The organism is Chloracidobacterium sp. (genome assembly GCA_016716305.1).
Classification (GTDB): domain Bacteria; phylum Acidobacteriota; class Blastocatellia; order Pyrinomonadales; family Pyrinomonadaceae; genus OLB17.
Genome location: JADJWP010000002.1, coordinates 244076 through 267462, shown reverse-complemented (window position 1 = coordinate 267462; position 23387 = coordinate 244076). Strand labels below are relative to the sequence as shown.

General features: G+C 49.8%; 23 protein-coding genes. 20 read left to right on the top strand and 3 right to left on the bottom strand.

The window, feature by feature from the left end; translation table 11 throughout:
• The first annotated feature begins 30 nt into the window (after positions 1-30).
• The 15 genes from gmhA (at position 31) to IPM28_03015 (ending at position 13689) form a co-directional block, all read left to right on the top strand.
• Positions 31-1053: a D-sedoheptulose 7-phosphate isomerase gene (gene gmhA / locus IPM28_03085; protein MBK9171978.1), complete on the top strand. Its 1023-nt coding sequence runs from the start codon at positions 31-33 to the stop codon at positions 1051-1053.
• Positions 1053-2018 (top strand): D-glycero-beta-D-manno-heptose-7-phosphate kinase, encoded by a 966-nt coding sequence (gene rfaE1, locus IPM28_03080; protein MBK9171977.1) that lies wholly within the window; start codon positions 1053-1055, stop codon positions 2016-2018. The genes gmhA and rfaE1 overlap by 1 nt, the downstream gene beginning before the upstream one ends.
• Positions 2019-2036: 18 nt before the next feature.
• Entirely contained in the window at positions 2037-3146 is a 1110-nt protein-coding gene (locus IPM28_03075; GenBank protein MBK9171976.1) for a glycosyltransferase family 9 protein, read from the top strand.
• An 80-nt stretch (positions 3147-3226) separates the two neighbouring features.
• Complete coding sequence (locus tag IPM28_03070; GenBank protein ID MBK9171975.1) at positions 3227-4123, top strand: SDR family oxidoreductase; 897 nt, start codon at positions 3227-3229, stop codon at positions 4121-4123.
• The gene (locus tag IPM28_03065) at positions 4102-5160 is read left to right on the top strand and encodes a polysaccharide biosynthesis protein (protein ID MBK9171974.1); all 1059 of its coding nucleotides are present in this window, start codon (positions 4102-4104) and stop codon (positions 5158-5160) included. The genes IPM28_03070 and IPM28_03065 overlap by 22 nt, the downstream gene beginning before the upstream one ends.
• A 20-nt stretch (positions 5161-5180) precedes the next feature.
• Positions 5181-6284: a UDP-N-acetylglucosamine 2-epimerase (non-hydrolyzing) gene (gene wecB / locus IPM28_03060; protein MBK9171973.1), complete on the top strand. Its 1104-nt coding sequence runs from the start codon at positions 5181-5183 to the stop codon at positions 6282-6284.
• A 13-nt stretch (positions 6285-6297) separates the two neighbouring features.
• Positions 6298-7488 carry a glycosyltransferase family 4 protein gene (locus IPM28_03055; protein ID MBK9171972.1) on the top strand — a complete coding sequence of 397 codons (1191 nt, stop codon included), beginning with the start codon at positions 6298-6300 and terminating at the stop codon, positions 7486-7488.
• A complete protein-coding gene (locus IPM28_03050) occupies positions 7478-8728 on the top strand; it encodes a glycosyltransferase family 4 protein (protein ID MBK9171971.1) in 1251 nt (416 codons plus the stop codon). Before IPM28_03055 ends, IPM28_03050 begins: the two co-directional genes overlap by 11 nt.
• 16 nt (positions 8729-8744) lie before the next feature.
• Positions 8745-9779 (top strand): glycosyltransferase family 4 protein, encoded by a 1035-nt coding sequence (locus tag IPM28_03045; GenBank protein MBK9171970.1) that lies wholly within the window; start codon positions 8745-8747, stop codon positions 9777-9779.
• A 65-nt stretch (positions 9780-9844) separates the two neighbouring features.
• A complete protein-coding gene (locus IPM28_03040) occupies positions 9845-10675 on the top strand; it encodes a hypothetical protein (protein ID MBK9171969.1) in 831 nt (276 codons plus the stop codon).
• 45 nt (positions 10676-10720) lie between these two features.
• Positions 10721-11209: a PqqD family protein gene (locus IPM28_03035; GenBank protein ID MBK9171968.1), complete on the top strand. Its 489-nt coding sequence runs from the start codon at positions 10721-10723 to the stop codon at positions 11207-11209.
• Between the two features lie 63 nt (positions 11210-11272).
• Positions 11273-12169, top strand: coding sequence for a nucleotidyltransferase family protein (locus IPM28_03030; protein ID MBK9171967.1), 897 nt, complete (start codon positions 11273-11275; stop codon positions 12167-12169).
• Positions 12166-12849: a tRNA (adenosine(37)-N6)-threonylcarbamoyltransferase complex dimerization subunit type 1 TsaB gene (gene tsaB / locus IPM28_03025; protein ID MBK9171966.1), complete on the top strand. Its 684-nt coding sequence runs from the start codon at positions 12166-12168 to the stop codon at positions 12847-12849. Before IPM28_03030 ends, tsaB begins: the two co-directional genes overlap by 4 nt.
• 5 nt (positions 12850-12854) lie before the next feature.
• Positions 12855-13328, top strand: coding sequence for a ribosomal protein S18-alanine N-acetyltransferase (gene rimI, locus IPM28_03020; GenBank protein ID MBK9171965.1), 474 nt, complete (start codon positions 12855-12857; stop codon positions 13326-13328).
• A gap of 130 nt (positions 13329-13458) precedes the next feature.
• Positions 13459-13689 carry a DUF465 domain-containing protein gene (locus IPM28_03015; protein ID MBK9171964.1) on the top strand — a complete coding sequence of 77 codons (231 nt, stop codon included), beginning with the start codon at positions 13459-13461 and terminating at the stop codon, positions 13687-13689.
• Between the two features lie 50 nt (positions 13690-13739).
• Here the strand turns inward: IPM28_03015 and IPM28_03010 are convergent, their stop codons facing one another.
• Positions 13740-14897 (bottom strand): PQQ-binding-like beta-propeller repeat protein, encoded by a 1158-nt coding sequence (locus IPM28_03010; GenBank protein MBK9171963.1) that lies wholly within the window; start codon positions 14895-14897, stop codon positions 13740-13742.
• Positions 14898-14990: 93 nt separating this feature from the next.
• Here IPM28_03010 and IPM28_03005 point away from each other — a divergent pair, with 93 nt between their 5' ends.
• Positions 14991-15440, top strand: coding sequence for a single-stranded DNA-binding protein (locus tag IPM28_03005; GenBank protein MBK9171962.1), 450 nt, complete (start codon positions 14991-14993; stop codon positions 15438-15440).
• Between the two features lie 77 nt (positions 15441-15517).
• Here the strand turns inward: IPM28_03005 and IPM28_03000 are convergent, their stop codons facing one another.
• Together IPM28_03000 and dnaE are read right to left on the bottom strand one after the other, a co-directional pair.
• Positions 15518-16378, bottom strand: a complete 861-nt coding sequence (locus tag IPM28_03000; protein ID MBK9171961.1) for an acetyl-CoA carboxylase carboxyltransferase subunit alpha — start codon at positions 16376-16378, stop codon at positions 15518-15520.
• Positions 16366-19896 (bottom strand): DNA polymerase III subunit alpha, encoded by a 3531-nt coding sequence (gene dnaE / locus IPM28_02995; protein MBK9171960.1) that lies wholly within the window; start codon positions 19894-19896, stop codon positions 16366-16368. The genes IPM28_03000 and dnaE overlap by 13 nt, the downstream gene beginning before the upstream one ends.
• 24 nt (positions 19897-19920) lie before the next feature.
• On the opposite strand from dnaE, the gene miaB reads away from it, so the two are divergent.
• Genes miaB through IPM28_02975 form a run of 4 tightly spaced genes read left to right on the top strand, consistent with a single transcriptional unit; the run spans position 19921 to position 23358 of the window.
• Positions 19921-21246: a tRNA (N6-isopentenyl adenosine(37)-C2)-methylthiotransferase MiaB gene (gene miaB, locus IPM28_02990; GenBank protein MBK9171959.1), complete on the top strand. Its 1326-nt coding sequence runs from the start codon at positions 19921-19923 to the stop codon at positions 21244-21246.
• Between the two features lie 31 nt (positions 21247-21277).
• A complete protein-coding gene (locus tag IPM28_02985) occupies positions 21278-21739 on the top strand; it encodes a bifunctional nuclease family protein (GenBank protein ID MBK9171958.1) in 462 nt (153 codons plus the stop codon).
• A 22-nt stretch (positions 21740-21761) separates the two neighbouring features.
• Positions 21762-22553 (top strand): ParA family protein, encoded by a 792-nt coding sequence (locus tag IPM28_02980; GenBank protein ID MBK9171957.1) that lies wholly within the window; start codon positions 21762-21764, stop codon positions 22551-22553.
• Positions 22543-23358, top strand: coding sequence for a ParB/RepB/Spo0J family partition protein (locus IPM28_02975; GenBank protein MBK9171956.1), 816 nt, complete (start codon positions 22543-22545; stop codon positions 23356-23358). Before IPM28_02980 ends, IPM28_02975 begins: the two co-directional genes overlap by 11 nt.
• The last annotated feature ends 29 nt before the right edge of the window (positions 23359-23387 follow it).

The window sequence follows — 23387 nt, the reverse complement described above, 5'->3', positions numbered from 1 at the left end:
TGTCCATTGGCGAGATGACCCTCTTTCAATATGGAGAAAGTTGTTTTTACAAATGGCTGTTTTGACATTATCCATCCTGGCCACATCGATCTGTTGCGTCGGGCCCGATCGCTCGGGACAAAACTGATCGTTGGAATAAACAGCGATTCGTCGGTTCGTTCGATAAAGGGAGTTGGCCGACCGTATTTCAATGAAGAAGAGCGTAGCTCGATCCTTTTGGCGATGCGGACAGTTGATGAGGTCAGAGTTTTCAGCGAGTTAACACCCGAACGATTGATCCGAGAAATAAGACCGGATGTGCTCGTCAAAGGCGGCGATTGGAAGGTCGAAGAGATCGTCGGAGCAGGGTTCGTAATGGAAACCGGCGGCGAGGTTCATTCTTTACCGTTGGTCGAGGGCTATTCTACAAGTAAGGTCATCGAAGGTATGAATGCTCATAACGCGGTCTCTGAGACCGGCAGCAACGACATTGTGATCAGATCGCTCGACCAGCATCGTGAGGTTTTCGAGCGTGTGTATTCGGAATGTGTCCCAGCGATCAAGGCATGCTCCGATATCATTCTTGAGACGCTTGAGAACGGCGGCAAGATACTCATCTGCGGCAACGGAGGAAGTGCGGCTGACGCACAGCATATTGCTGCTGAGTTTGTTGGCCGCTATGAGACCGAACGCATCGCGTTACCGGCAATAGCGCTGACAACCGACACCTCGGCCCTAACCGCTTTGGCGAACGATTACGACTTTGAACGAATATTTGCACGGCAGGTCGAGGCTTTGGGTCGCAAAGGGGACTGTCTTATCGCAATCAGTACCAGCGGCACCTCACCGAACGTTATTTCCGCTGTAATGACTGCGCGTGGCCTTGGATGCAAAGTGATCGGAATGACGGGTGCAAAAGGAAAGAAACTTGCGGCATTGTCGGACGCGTGCATACTCGTGCCGTCAGAAAGGACGGCTCGAATCCAGGAAATGCATATAACGACCGCACATATTTGGTGCGAACTTGTTGACGATCACGTTGGCAAGAAAACGAACGCAAAGACAAATCAATAATGGAGTTCATCGACAATTTCAGCGGGCTCAACGTCCTGATCGTGGGCGACGTAATGCTGGACCGGTATTGTTGGGGAAGCGTCGATCGCATCTCGCCAGAAGCACCGGTACCGGTAGTCCGATTAGCTCATAACACCAATGTTCCAGGCGGTGCAGCCAACGTTGCATCGAACGTAGCCGGTCTCGGTGCCAGACCAATTCTCGTTGGTATCGTCGGAGATGATGAAGACGGCTCCGTTCTTCCAACCTCACTCGAATCGTTTGGTGTTCCGGGCGGTCATATCATTCCGATCCCTGGCCGACGAACGACGGTAAAGACTCGCATAGTTGCTCACGGCCAGCAAGTCATTCGACTCGATCAGGAGACCGATTCTGATATCTCGGATGTTGAAGAAGAACTCGTTTTGGCTTCACTTGCCGAACTCATGCCGACCGCGGACATCGTCGTTGTTTCCGACTATGCCAAAGGCTTACTCACGAAACGCATTTTGCGCCAACTGATCGCAATGGCTCGCGAATCAGGAAAATCTATAGTAGTCGATCCCAAAGGAAGGGATTATTCGAAATATGACGGCGCCTCGCTTTTGACGCCGAATCGCCGTGAAGCTGCTGATGCTGCTGGTATGGATATCAATACGGTCGACCTCGTTTCATTAGCCGGTTCAAAACTGCTCGCAGACCGCTCAGTCGACGCATTGCTAGTTACGCAGGGCGAAGAAGGCATGACACTCTTCGAATCGAACAGCGAGCCATTTCATCTCAAGGCCCTGGCCCGGGAGGTCTACGACGTGACGGGTGCGGGCGATACGGTGATCGCCACTTTCGCAGTCGCATCCGCCGCAGGGGCTGACAGGCGCGAAGCAGCAAAACTGGCGAATATCGCCGCACGAATCGTTGTGGGCCAAATAGGCACAACATCGATCACTGTTGAAGAACTAAAGACAGCGCTTCAGGAGCGTGCCTAAGGATTGGCTGAGACCGCAGTGAACCCAACGAATATTCTGGTTTTTCGGATCGGGCATTTAGGTGACACGATAGTCTCGTTGCCGGCATTCTGGCAGATCCGCCGGTCCTTTCCTGCAGCAAGAATGACACTGCTCTCGAATGCCGATTCAAGTAATCCGGATTATGTTTCTGCCCATGCGGTATTACCGAAAAGCGGTTTGTTTGACTCATGGATCACGTACCCAAACGGATTGTCCAGGATCGGGTCACTGACCGGACATTTGGGCTTGTTCAAGACGATCCGTAAAGGTCGCTTTGATATGCTCGTTTATCTTATGACCCGAAACCGGACGCCAAAGCGTGTCAGGCGCGACATTTCATTCTTCAGACTTGCGGGAATACGTGATATTAGAGGTCATAACTATCTCATAGACAATTGGTTAGAAGAACACGCAACACAGAAAGCGGCCGCGGTGATCTCCGAATCCGAATTCCTTTTGAAATGCCTCGATAACGAGGGAATTAACCCGCAGGAACCCGAATTTTGCACTGATCTTCTTTTGGACGACGATGAGGTCTCATTTGCCGACTATTGGCTCAAAACAACGGCCGGATCGGACCTTGGGGATCGAAGATTTGTCGCCATCGGACCGGGCAGTAAGTGGGATTCGAAGGTCTGGAGCGAAGATAGGTACTCTGCGGTTGTTAAGAGACTCATCGCTGACCACGATGTTTTTCCGATCGTCTTCGGCGGGCCTGAAGACCGGAAAAAGGGAGATCGGTTGGTCGAGCAATGGTCGTTGGGTGCGAACGCCGCCGGTGCATTTACGGTCCGCCAGTCAGCTGCGGCACTCTCAAAGTGTGTCCTTTACGTTGGGAACGATACTGGGACGATGCACCTTGCCGCAGCCGTCAACACGCCATGTGTAGCTATCTTTTCAGCTATCGATTGGGTGGGTCGGTGGCATCCGTTTGGTTCCGGTCACAGAGTACTACGAAAGCGGGTAGAATGTGAGGGTTGTCACTCACCGATCTGCAAAACGGATCGACGCTGTCTGACGCTTATAGGCGTGGAAGAAGTGGTTGAATCGTGTAAGGCAGTGCTCGCCAAAACAGTAAAGGCAACGCCGGTTATGTATTCGCAGTGAATTTTTGTTGAAAGAGTGCATGAAGCTTTTTAACTCATCGGTTCAACTGTCGTCCGTCGACAATTAAATCAATTTCGTAAGTGAAACAACTTAAAGTATTGATAATTGGAGGAAACGGAATGCTCGGACACAAGCTCGTCCAGAAGCTCGGTCACGCGTTCGAGGTTTCCACTACGATCAGGTCTTCCTGGTCCGATGTCGCCCGTTTTGGCATTTTCGATGAATCGAACACTTTTACCAATGTCGATGTAAACGATCTGTCCAGAGTCATTGGATGCATTGAAGCGACTGAACCGGATGTTGTAGTCAACGCCGTAGGGATCATCAAACAATTACCGAATGCACAAAATGTTGAGGATGTGCTTTCGTTGAACTCGATCTTTCCAAACAGGCTTTCAACACTCGCTTCGAAATATGGTTTTCGGTTGATATGTATCAGTACCGACTGTGTCTTTTCCGGTGATCGGGGCGGTTACCAAGAATCGGACATACCGGACGCACGGGATCTCTATGGCCAGAGCAAGCGGTGGGGCGAGGTCGATGCTGCGAACTGCTTGACCATTAGGACATCGATCATCGGCAGGGAGTTGAGTTCTTCGCATAGTCTCGTCGAGTGGTTCTTAACCAATCGCGGGTCGACCATTAAGGGCTTTTCGAACGCGATTTACAGCGGCTTTCCAACTGTCGTCTTTGCAGATATAATCAGGCGTTTGATCACGGAGATGCCGGGGCTTGCCGGCATTTATCATATTTCCAGTGACCCGGTAAATAAATTCGACTTATTGACCCTTGTAAGAAACGAGTTTCGGCTCGACATCGAGATCGAAAGGGATGAGACCTTCCGAATCGACCGTAGCCTAGATTCGTCCCGGTTTCGTCAGTTGTCAGGGTTCATCCCAAGGCCTTGGAGCGAAATGATCGCTGAAATGGCGTCCGATCAGACGCCGTACGATAAATGGAAAAATCAAGAGTTCTAGAAGGTAAGCGAATTCTCGTAACCGGAGGCACCGGTTCGCTTGGACAGACGCTGGTGAAGCGGCTTTTGGGTGGAGAAATGGGCCGCCCGGCAAGGATCACCGTCTTTTCTCGTGACGAAGCCAAGCAGCATTATATGCGGCTTGATTTCATGCATCGCGATGCCGCAACGGATGACGTGATCTACCAGAATTCACAGAATATCCTTACTTTCCGGATCGGTGACATTCGCGACGGTGTTGCCGTTGCGAACGCCCTTCGCGACGCCGATGTTGTATTTCATGCGGCTGCGCTCAAACAGGTTCCTTCGTGCGAGTATTTCCCGTATGAGGCTGTATTGACGAACGTCCTAGGTGCCGAAAACATAGTACGGGCGATCCGTGAGCAAAAGCTGGCGATCGAGACGGTAGTGGGAATATCGACAGACAAGGCCTGTAAACCCATAAACGTAATGGGGATGACCAAGGCATTGCAAGAACGACTATTGATCGAAGCAAACCGAGATTGCCCGAGCACGCGGATAATGTGCGTTCGTTATGGAAATGTAATAGCATCCCGCGGTTCGATCGTCCCGCTTTTTGTTGAACAGATCAGGAAACGTCAAGAGATCACGGTCACGATGCCGGAAATGACCAGGTTTCTCTTGAGTCTCGATCGCGCAGTCGACACGGTTTTTGCTGCCATCACGCTTGGAAAGCGAGGAGAGACGTTCGTTCCAAAGGTCAAATCAGCGAATATTACTGATGTGGCACGTGCTTTAATGGGCGAGACTGACCTTCCGATCCGCTATACAGGAATCCGTCCCGGTGAGAAAATCCATGAGATCATGGTCTCGGAGGAAGAGTGCTTCAGGACCATCGAACGCGGTGACTACTATGTGATCCTTCCGGTCTTGCCAGAACTTAGAGGCGGATCTGATTTCGTGCCCGCTATCGATCACGAGTATTCATCGCGGGATGACACGGTCGTTGGTAGCGAACTTTTCGATCTGTTGCGTTCCGCTGGCGGCGAGATCGAACGGTTTATGACTTCCGGTTAGATCGGGGAGGCTGAGTATCAATGAAAATAATGACCATCTTCGGAACCCGGCCAGAGATCATTCGGCTCAGCCTGATCCTGAAGATACTGGACCAGCACTGCGAACATCTGACTGTTCACACCGGGCAAAATTATGCTGAATCATTGAGTGACATATTTCTAAAGGAACTTGATATTCGGCCGCCTGACATACACCTCGGCATACGCTCGAATAACTTCGGTGACCAGATCGGGCAAATACTGTCGAAAACTGACGACATTCTTGGTCAGCATCGGCCGGACAAAGTTCTGATCCTTGGGGACACGAACAGCGCATTGACGGCGATCGTGGCGGCACGTCGTGGCATCCCGGTTTTTCACATGGAAGCCGGAAATAGATGTTACGATGATCGAGTTCCCGAGGAAGTGAACCGTCGGATCATCGATCATTCGAGTATGATCTTGTTGCCGTACACGACCCGAAGCATGCAGAACCTCGTAAAGGAGGGAATCGATAGGGAACGGATCTATATCACAGGAAACCCGATCAAGGAAGTACTTGATAGCTTCAGTGAGCAGATAGATGCGAGCGAATCTTTGCAGCAGAATAGTTTAAAGCCCTTTGAGTACTTCCTTGCGACAATTCACAGATCGGAGAATGTTGACATACCTGATCGGCTGTCCGAGATCTTCAAAGCTCTTCAAGATGTCGCTGAAAGATTCGACAAAAAAGTCGTCGTGAGCGTACACCCTCGAACCGCCTCAAAAATAAAAGAGTTCGGTATACCTAGCTTTGGCGAGGCAATTCAATTGGTCGACGCAATGGGATTTTTCGATTTTGTAAAGCTTGAAAAATCGGCTCTGGCGGTCTTGACGGATAGCGGGACAGTGCAAGAGGAATGTTCAATATTTGGAATCCCAAATGTAACCGTTCGTGATGTGACCGAACGGCCCGAGACGCTCGAATGCGGGAGTAATATCCTGTGTGGGGCGAACTCCGAGTCGATATTAAGGGCCGTCGATCTGGCCCTTGCTCAGCCTGCGAATTGGGATCCGCCGATGGAGTATCTGACTCCAAACGTGTCGCACACTGTAAGTCGGATCGTTCTTGGATATACCAGTATCAGACGGCATGCCGTTTCGTGATCAACCGTCCCAGATGAAGCCGAAGATACTGGTTTTTTGTGATTTTTACCTCCCTGGTTTCAAAAGTGGCGGCGGAATGTGGACCGTCGTCAATTTGGTCGATCGTTTTTGCGACAGATATGATTTTTTCATCGTCACCCGAAACTACGATAGCCGAGACGACAGAGTCCCATATACATCCGTAAGAACCGGCGAGTGGAACATAGTCGGCAATGCCCGGGTTTACTATGCCTCCAATGCTCTGATCAACCAGAACAACTTTCTTAAGATCATTCGTTACGTTGATCCCGCCGCGGTCTTTCTGAATAGTGTGTTTTGCACATTATCGGTGAAGTTCCTGTTGTTAAGACGTCGAAAGGGCCTGAAAGAAATTCCTGTGGTACTGGCACCCTGTGGCGAGGTTTCAAAACCTTCACTTTCGCTTAAACCCTTGAAAAAAAAGACCTTTCTCAGAACCGCGAGGATCTCAGGTCTCTTTCAAGGTGTTATCTGGAAAGGATCCGCAGATATCGAACACGACGAGATCAAGACTATCGCTGGCAAACGTGCTCGGGTTTTGATCGCCCCAGACCTCCCGCCAAAACAGATTTTGCCGGTTCTGGACCTGGCGCAAAAACCGCGAAAAATGTCGGGCGCCTTGACCCTTTCGTTTGTATCAAGGCTCGTCCGTAAGAAAAATCTGCATTTCTTGCTTGAGGCCTTACTGCCGATCCGTAAGGGAAAGGTCGAACTTGACCTGGTCGGGCCGCTTGAGGACGATGATTATTGGTACGAGTGTAAGGCGATCATCGATAAGCTGCCGGCGAATGTGAATGTTCGTATCGTTGGAGGAGTTTCCAATGATCAGGTTTTAAAGAACCTTATCGGTGCACATTTTTTCGTGCTGCCCACCTTGAATGAGAATTTTGGTTATGTCTTTGTTGAGGCAATGGCGGCCGGCTGCCCGTTGTTGATAAGTGACCGAACCATCTGGAACAACCTCGAAGAAAAAGGGCTTGGTTGGAATGTTAGCCTTGACTCCGTAGAGAAATGGACATGGCTGATCGAGCGCTGTGTTTCAATGGACCATGCTGACTATCATAGGATGTCGGTCAAAGCAAGAAATTTCGCGATCGAATGGCTGGCCGACCAGGAACTCGAAAACGCAACGGCTCGGGTTCTCGAAGCAGCGATCAACGATAAGCGCCGACCAAATGGAAACTGAGGAAAATCAAACGAAGACCGCAGGGAAAGTACGCTTGTGGGTGATAACAGAACTGTATTATCCCGAAGAAACGTCGACCGGCTACTACCTGACGAAACTAGCTGAACACCTCACAGACGATTTCGAGGTCAAGGCGATCTGCGGTCAACCGAATTATTCAAGACGCGGAACTCGGGCCCCGAAACGCGAATTTCACAACAAGGTCGAGATCTTCAGAGCGGCAAGCACCACGCTGGACAAAAATGTAATACTCTTTCGCTTGGTGAATATGGCGACATTGGGATTATCGACCTTGATATTATCGTTGCGCCACTTTCGTCGGGGTGACCGGGTACTGGTGGTGACAACGCCACCGGTTCTTCCGTTCATGGCAGCGGTCGCGGCGCTGTCTCGCGGGTCTGCCCATACGCTCTTGATCCATGATAACTACCCGGAGATACTTGTCGCAGTTGGCAAAGCGAAACCGGGATCTCTGTTCGTTTCGATCGCCGATCGATTCAATCGATGGTTGTTCAAATACGCTGCCGGGATAATCGTTGTCGGGCGGGATATGGTGGATCTGGTAGCCAGAAAGTCGAACGGACTCGATGTCCCGATCGCTTATATTCCGAATTGGGCGGAGCTCGAAACCGTCAGGCCGCTCTCGAGGGTCGGAAACCCGTTGTTGCACGAGCTGGGGTTGATCGAGAAATTCGTATTCTTGTACGCAGGCAACATGGGTTTTCCGAACGACATTGAAAGCATCGTCGAATGCGCGGATCGAATGCGGACAAACGAACGAGTGCATTTCGTTTTTCTTGGAAACGGCGTTAAGCGAAAGTGGCTATCGAACGAGATCGAAAAGCGGAGTCTATCAAACGTAACATTACTCGACCCGAGGCCGAGAAGCGACCAGATCCAGTTTCTGAATGCATGCGACGTTGGGCTTGTCTCGTTGGTAGATCGTATGAAGGGCGTCTCGATGCCGAGCCGCACTTACAATATTCTGGCTGCCGGTAAACCAATACTTGCGATGACTGAGCCTGAATCGGAACTTAGCCTGGTCGTTAGTGAGACAAATGCCGGTATTGTCGTTCCGCCGAACCATCCCGATCAACTTGCGGAAGCGATAGGTCGTTTCCTATCAATGAATAGCGTCGAATTAACCGAAATGGGCGAACGGGCTAGAAATGCAGCGGTTACGCAATATTCGATCGAAGTAGCGGTCGAATCGTACCGCTCGGTTTTGAAAGGACGCTGAAGGCGACAACTACCCGATGAGTATAGTGCTTACATTCATCGCTGCAGCGTTGGTCACATTCATTGGTGTCGAGTTTTTTCGTCGATGGAGTGTACGGCGAAAAATTCTGGATATCCCAAATGAACGTAGTTCGCACGCCTCACCAACACCTCGCGGCGGAGGGCTTGTTATTGTCATCGTTGTTCTTTTTGGCTATTGTGCCGTTTCTTATTTTGAGCCGCGGTATTTTTCATACTCGTTCGTGACCGGATCGATATTGGTGGCTTTGGTCAGCTGGCTTGACGATCTCCGGTCAGTCTCTTTTGTATGGCGTCTGTTTGCTCACTGTTTGGCGGCTGGTTTCGTAGTCTTTGAGCTTGGTAGCTGGAGCATCGTTTGGATTCCGATAGCTGAAATATCGATGCAATTAGGTCCTTTCGGGTCGATCCTGACTTTTTGTTGGATCGTTTGGGTGATCAACGCTTTTAACTTTATGGACGGGATCGACGGAATCGCAGCACTGCAAGCCATCGTTGCGTCTGCGTTGTATTTCATCCTATTCGTCTTTTTGGAAATGCCGTCACTGGTATTCGTCTCCGCTTTGATTGGAGGGGCTGCAGCGGGTTTCATTGTCCATAACTGGCAGCCGGCAAAGATCTTCATGGGCGATGTTGGAAGCTCGTTCTTAGGTTTTGTCTTTGGCGTCCTTCCTTTATTTGCAATACGCATTGACCCAACAATATCCGAGAAGCTTCCAGTCTTTGCTGTCGCGGTCATATGGCCGTTCGTTTTTGACACGGTCGTTACGTTATTCCGGAGAATGCTTAATCGGGAACCTGTCTGGAGAGCTCATCGAACTCATTTGTACCAGCGTCTGACGATTCGCGGGTGGTCGCATGCGGCGGTTTCGGTCATTTTCGGCGTGTTTTCTTTGGTGATCGGATCGTTAGCGCTTTTTTGGTTCTTTCGTGGCGGGGAATTCGGTTTCATGCTTTTACTTGTCATTTTAGTTCTTGGCGCTTTTGTTGTTATCTTAGCGAACAGAACGTCTGTTGAAGAGCTAAACGGCTAATTCGCTGCACGTTGCCCTAAACATGTTGATGTCGAGTATCAGGATCCTTTGAGCGAATCGTTGCAATGCTGAGCTCTAGAAACCCAAAACGACACGATCTCAATTTCGAATCGTACGGCGTTCGGATCTCGGTCGAGACGAACGTCGATGCATTAACGACGGAATTGAAGGATCTCGTTAGATCGACCTTGCTGAACAACGTTCGTTTTGACGAAAGCACAAGTTATGCTGAGCACTCGTTCTTTATTGGCCGCTCAAACGACAACCAATATTTCATCAAGCGTGACGATGAGGAGATCTACGGCGAACTCTCGCTCGATAGCGTCCTCGAATTATTCGTTCGCATGTTGAGATTGAAGATCTCGGAACACGCCGTAGACCATGTTTTCGTCCATGCTGGAGTCGTTGGATGGAATGGGCAGGCCATTCTTCTGCCCGGCGAAAGCGGCTCGGGTAAGACCTCGCTAGTGATCGAACTAGTGCGACTAGGAGCGGAATACTATTCTGATGAGTATGCCGTGATCGATGAAAAGGGCTTGGTCCACCCGTTCGCGCGGAAGCTATCGGTCAAAAACCTAGAACAGGATTGGAGTGAACGAAATGGTGTGCCGATAGAAGCGATCGGCGGCCGTGCCGGGATCTCGCCAATACCAATAGGATTGGTCGCACTTACGACCTTCGCCCCGGGTCCGACGGCGCCTCTTGAAGAGATCACGCGCGGAAATGGGATGATAGAGACATTTCGGCATGCTATACCATTGCAAATAAAGCCTGAATTCGTACTGAAAGTCTTGAAAACTGCACTTAGTCGTGCCATAATTCTGAACGGTCTGCGCGGTGAGGCCAATTTGACGGCAAAAAATATTTTGTCTTTTTTTGATTTTGATATAGACTGACTGCTTATTTCTGACGCTTTTTTGTCAGTTCGATTGGAGGAAAAAATGAACATTCCGCATTTCCCAACTGCTCGCAAGGCCAACTTGGTGATCCAAGAAGTCCCGAACGAGGTTTTGGTCTACGACCTTGATAATAATAAAGCCCATTGCCTAAATCATACTGCTGCTCTGGTTTGGAATGCGTGCAACGGTTCACGATCTGTTCCCGAGATCGCCCAGATCATTGGGTTAGAGGCTGGAAGCGAGATTCCTGATGAGCTTGTTTGGCTTGCAATCGATCAGCTTAATGAGAGCGATCTTCTCGAGCGTCAGATCCAATCGGAACTTACGGGAAGCTCCCGAAGGGAAGCGATAAAGAAACTCGGCCTTGCATCCATGATTGCTTTACCGATCGTCGCATCGCTTGTTGCCCCTCAGTCGGTCCTGGCAAACGTCTCGTGCTCATGCTCCGCGTTGGACTCGCCACCGACGCTGCAGTGTACTAACCGACCGCCATGTCCGACGAATAGCTGTTCGGGCGGATTTTGTATTTAGGACATTTTTTGGTTTCGACTTTAAGTAAGCAGTGAAAGCAATTTTCACTGCTTATTCGCGTTTATGGATGCCACAGCTGATGAAGGCAAAGCGGATGATGGAAATGTCCTACGTTGGCATTTGCTGGACCGCAAGAGGGCAGAACTCGCCATAGCCCAAGCTTTTGGTCTTTTGCAAGGTAAGAACATCAAGTGCTTTTTGATCAAAGGCTGGGTATCTGCGCAATTCTATCCTTATGACCGGCCGCGATCATTCGGCGATATTGATATTGCGGTCGCACCTGAGGACTTCGAAAAGGCCGTTCGACTGATAGACGAGGAAGATGCACATCGGCTCGGCATCGACCTTCATCGCTCGGTCCGGCATCTGGACTCGCTTTCGTTTGACGATCTTTATCGTCGGTCGAAAGTTGTTTTGATCGAAGGTGTCGAGGTACGCGTCCCTTGCAGCGAAGACCACCTAAGGATCGTTGCAGTCCATTGGCTTACCGACGGCGGTGAGTTTCAAGAGAGACTTTGGGATATCCATTATGCAGTTGCCAATCGACCTGGCGACTTTGATTGGGACAAGTGCCTGAACGCTGTCGACAAGACACGCCGCAGTTGGGTAGTTATCAGCATCGGTCTGGCTCATAAGTATCTCGGCCTCAAGATCGAAGGCCTTCCAATTGCAGGCGAAGCGCGAGACGTTCCAGAATGGATCACTAAGTGTGTGGAATCCGCGTGGAATTCAGATGTAAGGCTGCGACCGCTACACGTTATTTGGCGAGACCCATCAATGCTCCTGAAGCAGATCGGTAAGCGCATACCGCCGAATCCGATACAAGCGTCGATCGATATGAATGCGCCTTTCGACGACAGTTCGCGATTGTATTATCAGATCGGCAGTGTCTTTAAGCGAATCTTACCGTCCGTGAACAGGATAATACCGACCTTGTTCCGACGAGGCGGACGAGCGTGATACGAACAACACTTCACGAGACAGTTTTGGCTATCGAGACCGGCGTATTGGGCGGTAGTCTCTCGATCGTTCGATCGGGTATCGAGATCGCGGGAATATCGGGCGATTCTAATTTCTCGCGAGCCGAAGATCTTCTCGCCAATATCAAATCGCTCATTCAAAGGGCCGGAATTAGCAAATCGGACATTCGTGCTCTCGCGGTCTCAAGAGGACCTGGAAGCTATACAGGTATCCGGATCGGACTTGCAACAGCAGCCGGCCTTTCGCGATCACTTCAAATCCCTGCGATCGGCGTGCCGCTGTTGGACGCGATCGCGTTGATGTATGGCGTGCATCGCAGTACTGCGGTCGTCATTCCGTTCGGACGCAGTGATTTCGTTATCCAACGGTTCCCGAATGATCCTCAAGAAGCCCCCAACGCGAGAGCAATGAAAGTAGTCGATCCTGCTGGATTGAGAGAGGCTTTGGCCGGCAGTGAATTCGAGACGCTAATTTGTCACAAGGTCTCCGTAGATGTCCTGAAAAAACTACTCGAATCTATACCCACGACGCCGAAATTGGTTGCGGCCGAATCGAATCTCGCTCTTGCGGTTTATTTTTGGTCAGCTGCGTTTCCAAACTCAGTAGACATGACTCCGATCTATGCGGCGAACCCGATCCACGCCAACAACTTATTCTGATCCAAATGAACTCTGACCTCTGGATAGCACAAGTAACCGCAAACGACGTCCCCGAGATCGTTCGGTTAGCGAGACTGCTTAAACTGGAACCGTGGACTGAAAACGACCTTTCCGCCGAACTGGATCGCGACAACAGCACATTTTTAGGAATCTACAAGAAGCGAGACGGTCTAATAGGATTCTTGAATGCTCGTACAATACAAGGCGAAAACGACAATTCTGTTGATTTTGAACTTCTTAATATCGGCATTGAGCCGGAAAATCAGAAACAAGGTTGCGGTAGATTGCTGATCGATGCGCTTATTGCTACGGGCCAATCAATCGGGTTGGCTAATGTGTTTCTTGAGGTTAGGTCGGCAAATATCTCAGCCATAGAGTTTTACAGAAAATATGGATTTGAAGTGGTTGGTACACGGAAAGATTTCTATCGCAACCCAAAAGACGACGCATACGTTATGAAACTCACACTTTCGCATTAAATATTTTCAGAATTTGTAACAAAGCTTGAAAAAACCGGTCGATTTGAACTAACATTAGGTGAACACTCGTCCGACTCAGTTTATGCAGCCAATGGGTGTGAAAAAACTTGATAAGTGAGGAAAAAGCGCTATGGACATGTCAACTCCTGATGCGGTGAGGGACGAATTGATAAAAAGTAATCAAGCGTTCCGTGAATTGGTTCATCAGCATCAAAATTACGAACAACGTCTTAACGAGCTAGCAGGCTTAATCTACCCGAGCGACGACGAACAAGTCGAAGAATCCACACTCAAGAAAAAGAAATTATTAGTAAAAGATGAGATCTATGCAATGATGCATGAATACTCGGTCTCGCACTGACTTTATTTTGAATTAACTGGGAAACAGGGCGGAACGTGAGGTTCCGCCCTTTATTTTTTTGAGCAGCCGCTGGTTTTGTAGGCGGCAATTCGATCGAGAGTTTGAATAACGATCATCTGATTCAGCTTATCATGCAGTACGTCGACAGGAATGGAGTTCTTATCCAGTTGGATGCGATTGATGGTTTTTCCATTATCAACTGACACGACATCGATCTCAGGTTGGCCATTTACTGATAGAAAGATCGCGCCATCGTTCACGACTGGCCTAAACCGCAGCCTTCCGTCCAGGCGTCTTCGCCAGATAACTTGGCCACTCGACGACGAGATCATATAGACAAAATTATCGAATGACGAAACAATAAGCCGGTCACCTGCGGTAAGTATGTGGGCTATCGACCCGCCGGTTCTGAATGTCCATGCAGGTGACTCGCGTCCGAACTGAAATTGTTTTAAGTTGCCTCTACGGTCACCCACGACCGCAACAGCCGCATCCAATGCGATAGCCGCCGACGGCTTAATCTTCGAATCACGGCGATCGAGGACCTTTCCGTCCTCGGTGGAAATCACTACGGTCTTGTTATCCTCTGATATGAAAATAACCGTTTCGTTGGAAAAAAGAGGGTCATTAGCGATCGACTCGTCCGATCGACGCATCCATCTGATGGACTCAAGGCCGTCGGCAAACGACCAAATAATAGAACCACGGTCAATTAAAACGACACCGTCTTTAACGAGTCCGATTCGGAAAGGCCCATTTGACTGGATTGTTGTTGAATTGACCGGAATCCCACTTTCCGGATTGAGCGATCTCAGAAGAGCAGCGCTTTTGTGGGTTTCGGATCCAATGTTTTGAGTGGTAGCTACATAGATATATCGATCATCCGCGATCAAGTTCGAAACGATTTGACCACCCAACTCCGCTGACCATAATGCTTCGCCGTCCTGAACGTCAATCGCGCGAATTGTGCCGCCCGATTCCGCGAATACGATCCGATCACCGGAATTGATCGATGTCCCGATCACGTTCCCACTGATCGGATGGCTCCAACATTCTTTGTATGCGGTTTCGGACAGTTCGGACACCTGGCCGACCGTGAATGTGGCTGCTGCGAAAATTATCGCCGCAACCTTAATTCGCTCAATAGTTTGGGTGAGGCCAACGCCGATCATCGGACTGGAAGTACAAGCAATGGATAAAAAATACATACTAACACGGCAAACTTGACCGTTGTAGATTGATGAATGTAATATCCCGGAAAGTTTGCTTTTAATATTTCGAAGAATGGAGACTTTAGCTAGATGTCTTTTAACAAGATCATTGTTGTAGGAAATCTCGGACGAGATCCGGAACTCAGATATACACCCCAGGGAATAGCGGTCTGCGATTTTTCTATGGCTACCAATGAAAGGAAGCGGGATAAATCCGGAGAAATGCAGGAGGTCGCGACTTGGTTTCGAATAACGCTTTGGCGAAATCTCGCAGAAAACGCCGCGAAGTATCTAAAAAAGGGCAGCCAGGTATACATTGAGGGCCGGTTGAGCATTGAAGAATGGACGGATCGCGACGGTAATAATCGGCAGACTTTGGCCGTGCAGGCAACGGATATGCATTTTCTCAGCGGTGGACGCTCGGACATACCATCTGGAGAGGGAGGTCCGGCGTCAGAATTTGCAGGGCCGGCAAACGACCCGCCGGTACAAGAAACCCCGCGAACGGCGTCGGCAACCGACGACGACATACCTTTCTAGTGATAACAAGTTGTTAAAACCCGACCTGGTTTTGGGGTATTCGATGTATTGCGGTAGTGTCGAATGCCCCAATCACCCTATACCCAACTTCCCATTTTTCGGAACTTCTTGAAGCGTTGAAGAACCAGATCTTCAACTTTGACCGCCATCAGGCTCCGAACCTCGGCGACCAGCGCTGATTTCAGCGAATTCGCGATATTCTCGAAGGATCGGTCCTTGCCGCGGGGCTCAGAATTATCAACATCCACTGCCCATGAAGTTGGTTCAGGTATTACCTTATCTATCAACCCAAAACTATTTAGATCGCTTGCGGTCAGCCGGAGGCATTCTGCCGCAACGCTTGCCTTTCCAGCATCCTTCCACAGAATAGCAGCGCATCCTTCTGGCGAGATCACCGAGTAAACGGCGTTTTCCATCATGAACACCCGATCCCCGATTCCGATCGCCAAAGCCCCGCCCGAACCGCCTTCTCCAATCACTACGACTATTATCGGAACGCGGAGACCGGCCATTTCTCTCAGATTGAAGGCAATGGCTTCCGCCTGTCCCCGTTCCTCGGCATCGATACCTGGATATGCCCCGGGAGTGTCGATGAACGAAATGATCGGACGACCAAATTTTTCGGCGAGCTTCATCACGCGAAGAGCTTTCCGATAACCCTCAGGCTTTGGCATACCAAAGTTTCGAAGCTGTCTTTGTTTTGTATCCCTACCCTTCTGCTGCCCGAGAACGGCGACCTCGATGCCGTCAAGCCTAGCCAATCCGCATACCATTGCCGCATCATCCGCGTATCTTCGATCGCCATGGATCTCGACAAAACCTTCAAAGATCTCTTCAAAAAGGTCGAGCGAATAGGGCCTTTCTGGGTGTCGCGCATTTAAGACGCGTTCAAATGCTGAATTCGATTCATTAGACATAGATTTGACTATAACTTCCATTCAACTTCACAGCCCTTCGATCTCAGTTCGTTCGCCAGCCTTTGCGATCCCTGAATTCTGATGAGCTTCGAATGAACCCTGACGAAATACCGGCTGTATGGAATGCTGATCTCAACGTCACACCTTCCAGGCTTTTCATTAAGCGTCGAGTATATCTCCTGAAGGTAATCCTCATCAATTCGTTCTTTCGGAAGTGTCAAAAGCATGCTCCTTGCATTTCGCGATTCAGCCTCCGGAAGTGACCGGACCTCGTTTACGATCAAGGTGATCTCTTGGCCTTCCGCAGACTCTACCTTTCCCTCAGCAATGATCAAAGCATCGTCTGAAAGCAACTCGGCATACTTGCCGTAGGCGTCGGCCCACATCAGGCACTTGATACCTGATGAGGCATCTTCGAGGCGAAAAGTGGCAAATCGATTGCCTTTTTTGCTCCAGCGAACCTGAAGCGCAGAGATGGTCCCGGCGACAACGATCTGACTCCCGGGCCGAATCTCTTCAAAATCCGCAATATTCCTGATGCGCAGGTTTGCCAATAGCTCTTTGAAATTGTCGAGCGGATGGACTGAGAGATAGAATCCGATTGCCGACTTTTCTTGAGATGAAAGTTGGTCCTGAGTCCATGGATCGACATTCGGCAGTTCGCCTTGGGATCCGAGATCGACATCGTTAACGGAGAACAGGCCGTTTTGGCCTCGTAATTTGTCGTTCCAAGCGTTTTGACCGAAATTCAAGGCACTTTCAATTGCTTTGAAATTCTTAGCACGCCAGAAATTTGTCGTCTCGCCGACAGGCATCAGCGAATCGAATGCCCCGGCAGCGACGAGGCACTCGAGTGTTCGGCGGTTTATCGCATTCGGTTCGATTCGTGAAACAAAGTCAAAAAGTGATCGGAACTGTCCCGTGCGCCGACCCTCGATGATAGCGCGTGCCGCCGCTGCACCCATACCTTTGATCGCACTCAACCCAAATCTAACGGCCCCGTCCGACGGGGTAAATCCCTCGTCGCTTTCGTTGACATCGGGCGGTAAAAGAGAAAGCCCCATCGACCTTAATTCGTTTGAGTACTTGTAAACTTTTGCACTGTCATCAGCTTCGTGCGACAAGACCGCCGCATAAAAGTGTGCAGGGAAATGGGCCTTCAAATAACCTGTCTGAAATGCCAGGTAGGCATATGCGATACTGTGGCTTCGGTTGAAACCATAATCTGCAAATTTTGCCATCAATTCAAAGATCTCTTTTGCCTGCCTCTTTTCTACGCCCCGCTCAATCGCACCGTCAACGAACTTCTTTTCGTGAACGGCCATTTCCTCCTTCTTCTTTTTGCCCATTGCACGCCGCATCATATCTGCCTCACCCAGGGAATAGCCTGCGAGCGTTTGGGCGAGCTGCATTATTTGCTCTTGATAAACCAGCACCCCGTAGGTGTTGCTCAGTATCGCTTCCATTTCCGGAAGGAGGTACTCGACCTTCTTCTCACCACGATGCCGCAAGATAAATTCTTCGATCATCCCGCCATCGATAGGGCCCGGACGATAAAGGGCATTCAATGCCGAGAGATCCTCGAGTTCTTTGGGTTTAAGCCTTCGGCAGATCTCCTGCATTCCAGACGATTCGAACTGAAATACCGCATCGGTTTTTCCTTCTCCAAAGAGCTGCATTGTCTTCTCGTCATTCAACGAGACTTCGGCCCAGTTGATGCGGACGCCCAATTTTTCACTTAGAGTACGTAGGCAGTCGTTGATGATCGTCAAAGTCGTCAGCCCCAGGAAGTCCATTTTGAGCATCCCAACTAGTTCAAGGTCGCCCATCGGATACTGGCTTGTAAACTCGTTTCGGTGCGATACAGCGACGGGAACGATCTCATGAAGAGGCTTCGGTGAAATAACGACTCCAGCCGCATGTACGGATGTGTGACGAGAACAACCCTCGACCCGCAAAGCAAGATCTATCAACTCCTGCACCCGCATATCATTGGCCATTGCAGCCTTGAGTTCCGGGACCTTTTCGATCGCATCGGAAATGCTTGTGATTCGCCCTCTAAACGGCGGCGGAATCAGTTTCGCGATCTTCTCAACATCACCGAGCGGGATATTCATCGCCCTGCCGACATCCTTGATAGCTGCTTTGGACGCCATAGTCCCAAACGTGATTATTTGGCAGACCGATTCGCGTCCGTAAAGTTCGGATACGTGGTTGATGACATCGCCACGACCGCGAATACAGAAATCGATATCGATGTCCGGCATCGAAATTCGTTCAGGGTTTAGAAAGCGCTCGAAGAAAAGATCGTACTGCAAAGGGTCTATTCCCGTGATTCCCAACGAATATGCAACAAGTGAACCGGCTGCAGACCCGCGGCCCGGGCCGACCGGAATGCCGCGTTCCACGGCGTACTTAATGAAGTCCCAAACGATCAGAAAGTAACCGGAATAGCCCATTCGCTTGATCACCGAAATTTCGATCTCAAGACGCTTTTGATAATCGTCAATGGGATATTTCAATGTCCCATGAACTGACATAGGATCAAGTACGGTTTTTCGGCGATCTTCGAATCCTTCGAATACGACCATTTCGAAATACTCGTCCAAATCCTTTGCAATGGAGTCCGATGGGATCGGAAACCCTGGAAGGATCAAGTTACCTTCTCCGATCGGCAGTTCAACATCACATAAATCAGCTATCCGGATCGTATTTTGAAGAGCGTCCGGATATTGATCTCCAAAAAGTGACCACATCTCTTCAGCACTCCGAAGATAGTAATCATTGGTGGGCAGCATAGGACGGCCTGGATCAGTAAGAGTCCGGCCATCGCCGATACACAAAAGCACATCGTGCGCCCGCGAATCGTCCTGATCAAGATAATGAACATCATTTGTCGCGACGATAGGTAACCCAAGTTCGCGCGCAAGTTCCACAGATGCAGTGTTCAGTTCCTGCTCACCCTGAGTACCGTGCCGAGTGATCTCAATATAGAATCCTTCGACACCAAAGATCGTGCCGAAAGTCGAAGCCGCGGACCTCGCCCGATCGGGTGCGCCGGTTTTCAAGTAGTGTGCGATCGATCCTCTAAATCCCGCAGAAAGTCCGATCAAGCCGTCAGAATTTTCGGAAAGCAATTCGATGTCGATCCGAGGCTTGTTTTGATAGAATCCTTCGGTAAAAGCCTTTGAAGCCAGTAATACGAGATTTTGATATCCTTTGAAATTCTTGGCCAAAAGCACAAGACTGTAGTATGGCTTTTCACCGGCCGCTAAAGATGATGTCCTTTCAAATCGGCTGCCACTTGCAACGAATGCCTCATATCCAATTATCGGTTTGATGCCGTTAGACTTCATCGTTTTGTAAAATGAAATCGCACCGTACATGTTTCCATAGTCGGTCACGGCGCAGGTTTTCATCCCAAATTTGTTGAGACTTTTGGCAAGAGGCTTGAGTTGGATTGTGCTTTGCAAAAGGCTATAATCCGAATGAAGGTGAAGGTGGACGAAATCTCGGTCAGTTGAAGTTGAACTTTCCATTTTTCCCGCGTAGCCCGTCAGTATATGAAGAAAGTCTACCTTGAAACCTTTGGCTGTCAAATGAATGTATCCGATTCGGAAAGAGTTGCATCTTCACTTGCTTCCAAGGGCTTTGAGATGATCAAAGATCAGGAATCGGCTGACATTGTGTTGCTTAATACATGCTCAGTTCGAGAAAAGGCGGAACATAAGCTTTATACCCGTGTCGGCGAACTTCGGGGCCTTGAAGGCGGAAAGCCGCTGATCGGTGTTATGGGCTGTGTTGCCCAATTGGAAGGCGAAACGCTCTTCAAAAAAATAGCAGGAATCGACCTTGTTATCGGAACAAAGGCAGTCGGGCGGCTTGCTGACGCCATTGCAAGCGTCCTTGAAGACGGTTCGGGGTACTCTGACCTTGGCGAACGGGAGACCGATTACGATTGGAGCGTTAACCCGGATCAGCGACACTCACCATATGTCGCTTTTGTTCCCATCATCGAAGGATGCAATAAGTTCTGCACGTATTGCATTGTTCCGTTTTCGCGGGGTCGCGAAACTAGTTTAAGCGCGTCGGAGATAATTAGGAACGTTCTCGAACTTAAGTCCCAAGGCATCAAAGAAGTTCACCTGATCGGTCAGAATGTAAACAGCTACCGGCCTGTTAGTGATTCAGGCCTTGAAGAATTTAACGGTTCGACACCATTTTCTCGACTACTTCGCGCTGTTGCAGCGACCGGAATTGAAAGGGTCAAATTCAACACGTCATTTCCACGGGATTTCCACTCCGACATCGTTGACGCGATAGATGAGAATGAGAACTTATGCAACTGGGTTCATTTGCCGGTACAATCGGGAAGCGATAGGGTCCTTAAGGCGATGCGGCGGCTCCATACGACAGAGAGTTATCTTCGAAAGATCGATAGGATCAAAGCCTCGCCGCGCAACATATCAGTTACAACCGACATCATTGTCGGGTTTCCTGGTGAGACGGACGCAGATTTCTGCGACACGATGAAGCTGGCCGAATACTGCGAATTTGATTCGGCCTACATCTTCAAGTATTCGCCAAGACCCGGAACTCCTGCTTTTGAGCTGCCTGACAACGTAACTGATGAGGAAAAAACTACGCGGTTTCTAGCGCTCGAAGGCCTTCAGAAACAGATTCAGACCAGAACTTCACGACGCTATCTTGATAAAACCCTCGATGTGCTCGCAGAGAAATTCTCGACAAAATCAACAGCGGATCTCTCGGGACATTCCACGTGTCATCGGGTTGTGAACTTTAGTGGACCAGGTGATATGCTTGGACGAACCATCCCGGTGAAGATCAGAGAGGTCAAGGCAAACTCGCTTTTCGGAGAGGTTGTTTAGAAACGTGAACGAAGAAACAACATTGGTAGAAATGCGAATTGGGGCATTGATAATGGACCCTAACACGAACACACCGATAGTCGTTCTCAAAGGGATCGACTCCGAGTCAGTCTTACCGATCTGGGTAGGGGCATTCGAGGCAAACGCGATAGCTCTGGAGGTCGAAAAGATAGTTCCTCAGCGGCCAATGACTCACGATCTTTTGCGAAACCTGATCGTTGAATGCGGACTTCGTGCCGAAAGAGTGGTGGTCACCGACCTCCTCGAGAATACGTTCTATGCTTTGATCGAGTTGATGGATACGAACGGTGAACCAGTTTCGATGGACGCCCGGCCTTCTGATGCAATAGCTCTTGCACTTAGGCTTGATTGTCCAATATTTGTCCAACGTCGAGTGCTTGATCTTTCGGCATCATCGGCGAGCGTTGCGGATGATCCGGGCGCTGACGATCCTGATCAGTCCGCCGAAGACTGGCCGGAACTCATAGGTTAGGTCGATCGGCTACTCTGTAAGAATGATAACAGTAATTGCGAATCAAAAAGGCGGTGTCGGAAAGACGACCACCGCGATAAATCTCTCGGCCGCATGCGCCCGAAGAGGAAAGAGAGTTCTGCTTATCGACCTTGACCCCCAGAGCAATAGTTCGCTTTCATTCGTAGACCCGGATCGAATCGAAGACGGATCTTACGAAATGTTCACTGATCTCGATAAACCCTTCGATCGATTCGTTTACAAGACTAACGTCGAGAACTTGGATCTGGTCCCGGCGAGGATCAATCTGGCGAAGCTTGAAGCAAAACTGATTGGTGATTTCGATGCGGCATTTCGACTTCGCGATCGTTTGGCTCCGATGGTGAACGATTACGATTTGATCTTTATCGATACGCCTCCGACCCTTGGACTCATTACTGTTAATGCCCTGGTTGCTGCAAATCATGTTCTTATTCCGATTCAGTCTTCTTATTTCGCACTTGAGGGAACTGACGACCTTCTTGAAACCATCGAAAAAGTAAGATCACGACCGAACCCGGAACTGGAGTTGCTCGGCGTGCTTGTGACTTTGTTCGATCGGCGAACGGCGCTTTCAAAGGACGTAGAGGCACATATCAGACGGGTGTTCGGTGACAAGACCTTCAAGACCATAATTACTCGCAGCGTCAGGCTTGAAGAATCGCCAGCTCATAAAAAGTCGATATTCTCTTACGCGCCGCGTTCGTCCGGTGCGATCGAGTATGACGAATTATCAAAGGAGGTGCTAAAGCGTGTCCAAAAGAGGATTGCCAGCCGGCGTGCAAATGCGGCATGACGCACATTATGTCGATATTCTATCCGCTCCTAGCAAGACGATCGGCCGCAAGATCGCGATCGACCTTATTGTTCCGAACCCGGCACAGCCGCGAACGGAATTCGGAGATTTATCTGAACTGACCGCGTCAATATCGGAGAAGGGCGTACTCGAACCGCTTTTGGTGAAGCCAGGGGCTGCATCCGGGAAATGGATGATAATCGCCGGAGAGCGACGTTGGCGTGCATCCAAGCTGGCTGGGCTAACTGAGGTCCCATGCATCGAAATGGATCTCGACGAACAAGGCGTTGCGGAGATCGCCCTAATCGAGAATCTGCAGCGAAAGGACCTGAACGTTTGGGAAGAAGCGGACGGACTTGCATCTTTGGCATCTAAATTTGGTTACACCCAGGAACAGATAGCGAAAAAGATCTCCAAAAGCCGGACAACGGTAACGGAATTGATGTCGATCGCCGGACTTCCTGAAACGATCAGAAATCGTGTCCGCACAGCCGGCATAACTTCAAAGTCCGCATTACTAGAGTTGGCACGTCAGTTCGATGAAGACGCAATGCACGAACTGCTCGATGGCCAAATGAACCCGACGGCAAGACCTGCAAGCATCAGAGCCCGTGCAGGAAAGAAGCCTCCCACAAGCTATGCCTCCGCCTCACCAAATGAGTCAAAAACGGTCGAATATGTCTATATCGGAGATGATTTCAAACTGGAGATCTCATTCACCGACGGTGGCGATTGTAACCGAAATCGTGTGCTTCGCTCCCTGAAGCAAGTTTTTGAAGAGGTAAAGTCCGACACGTCGGCCTAGAATATTGTTGCGTCTTGGTCCTTTCCCTC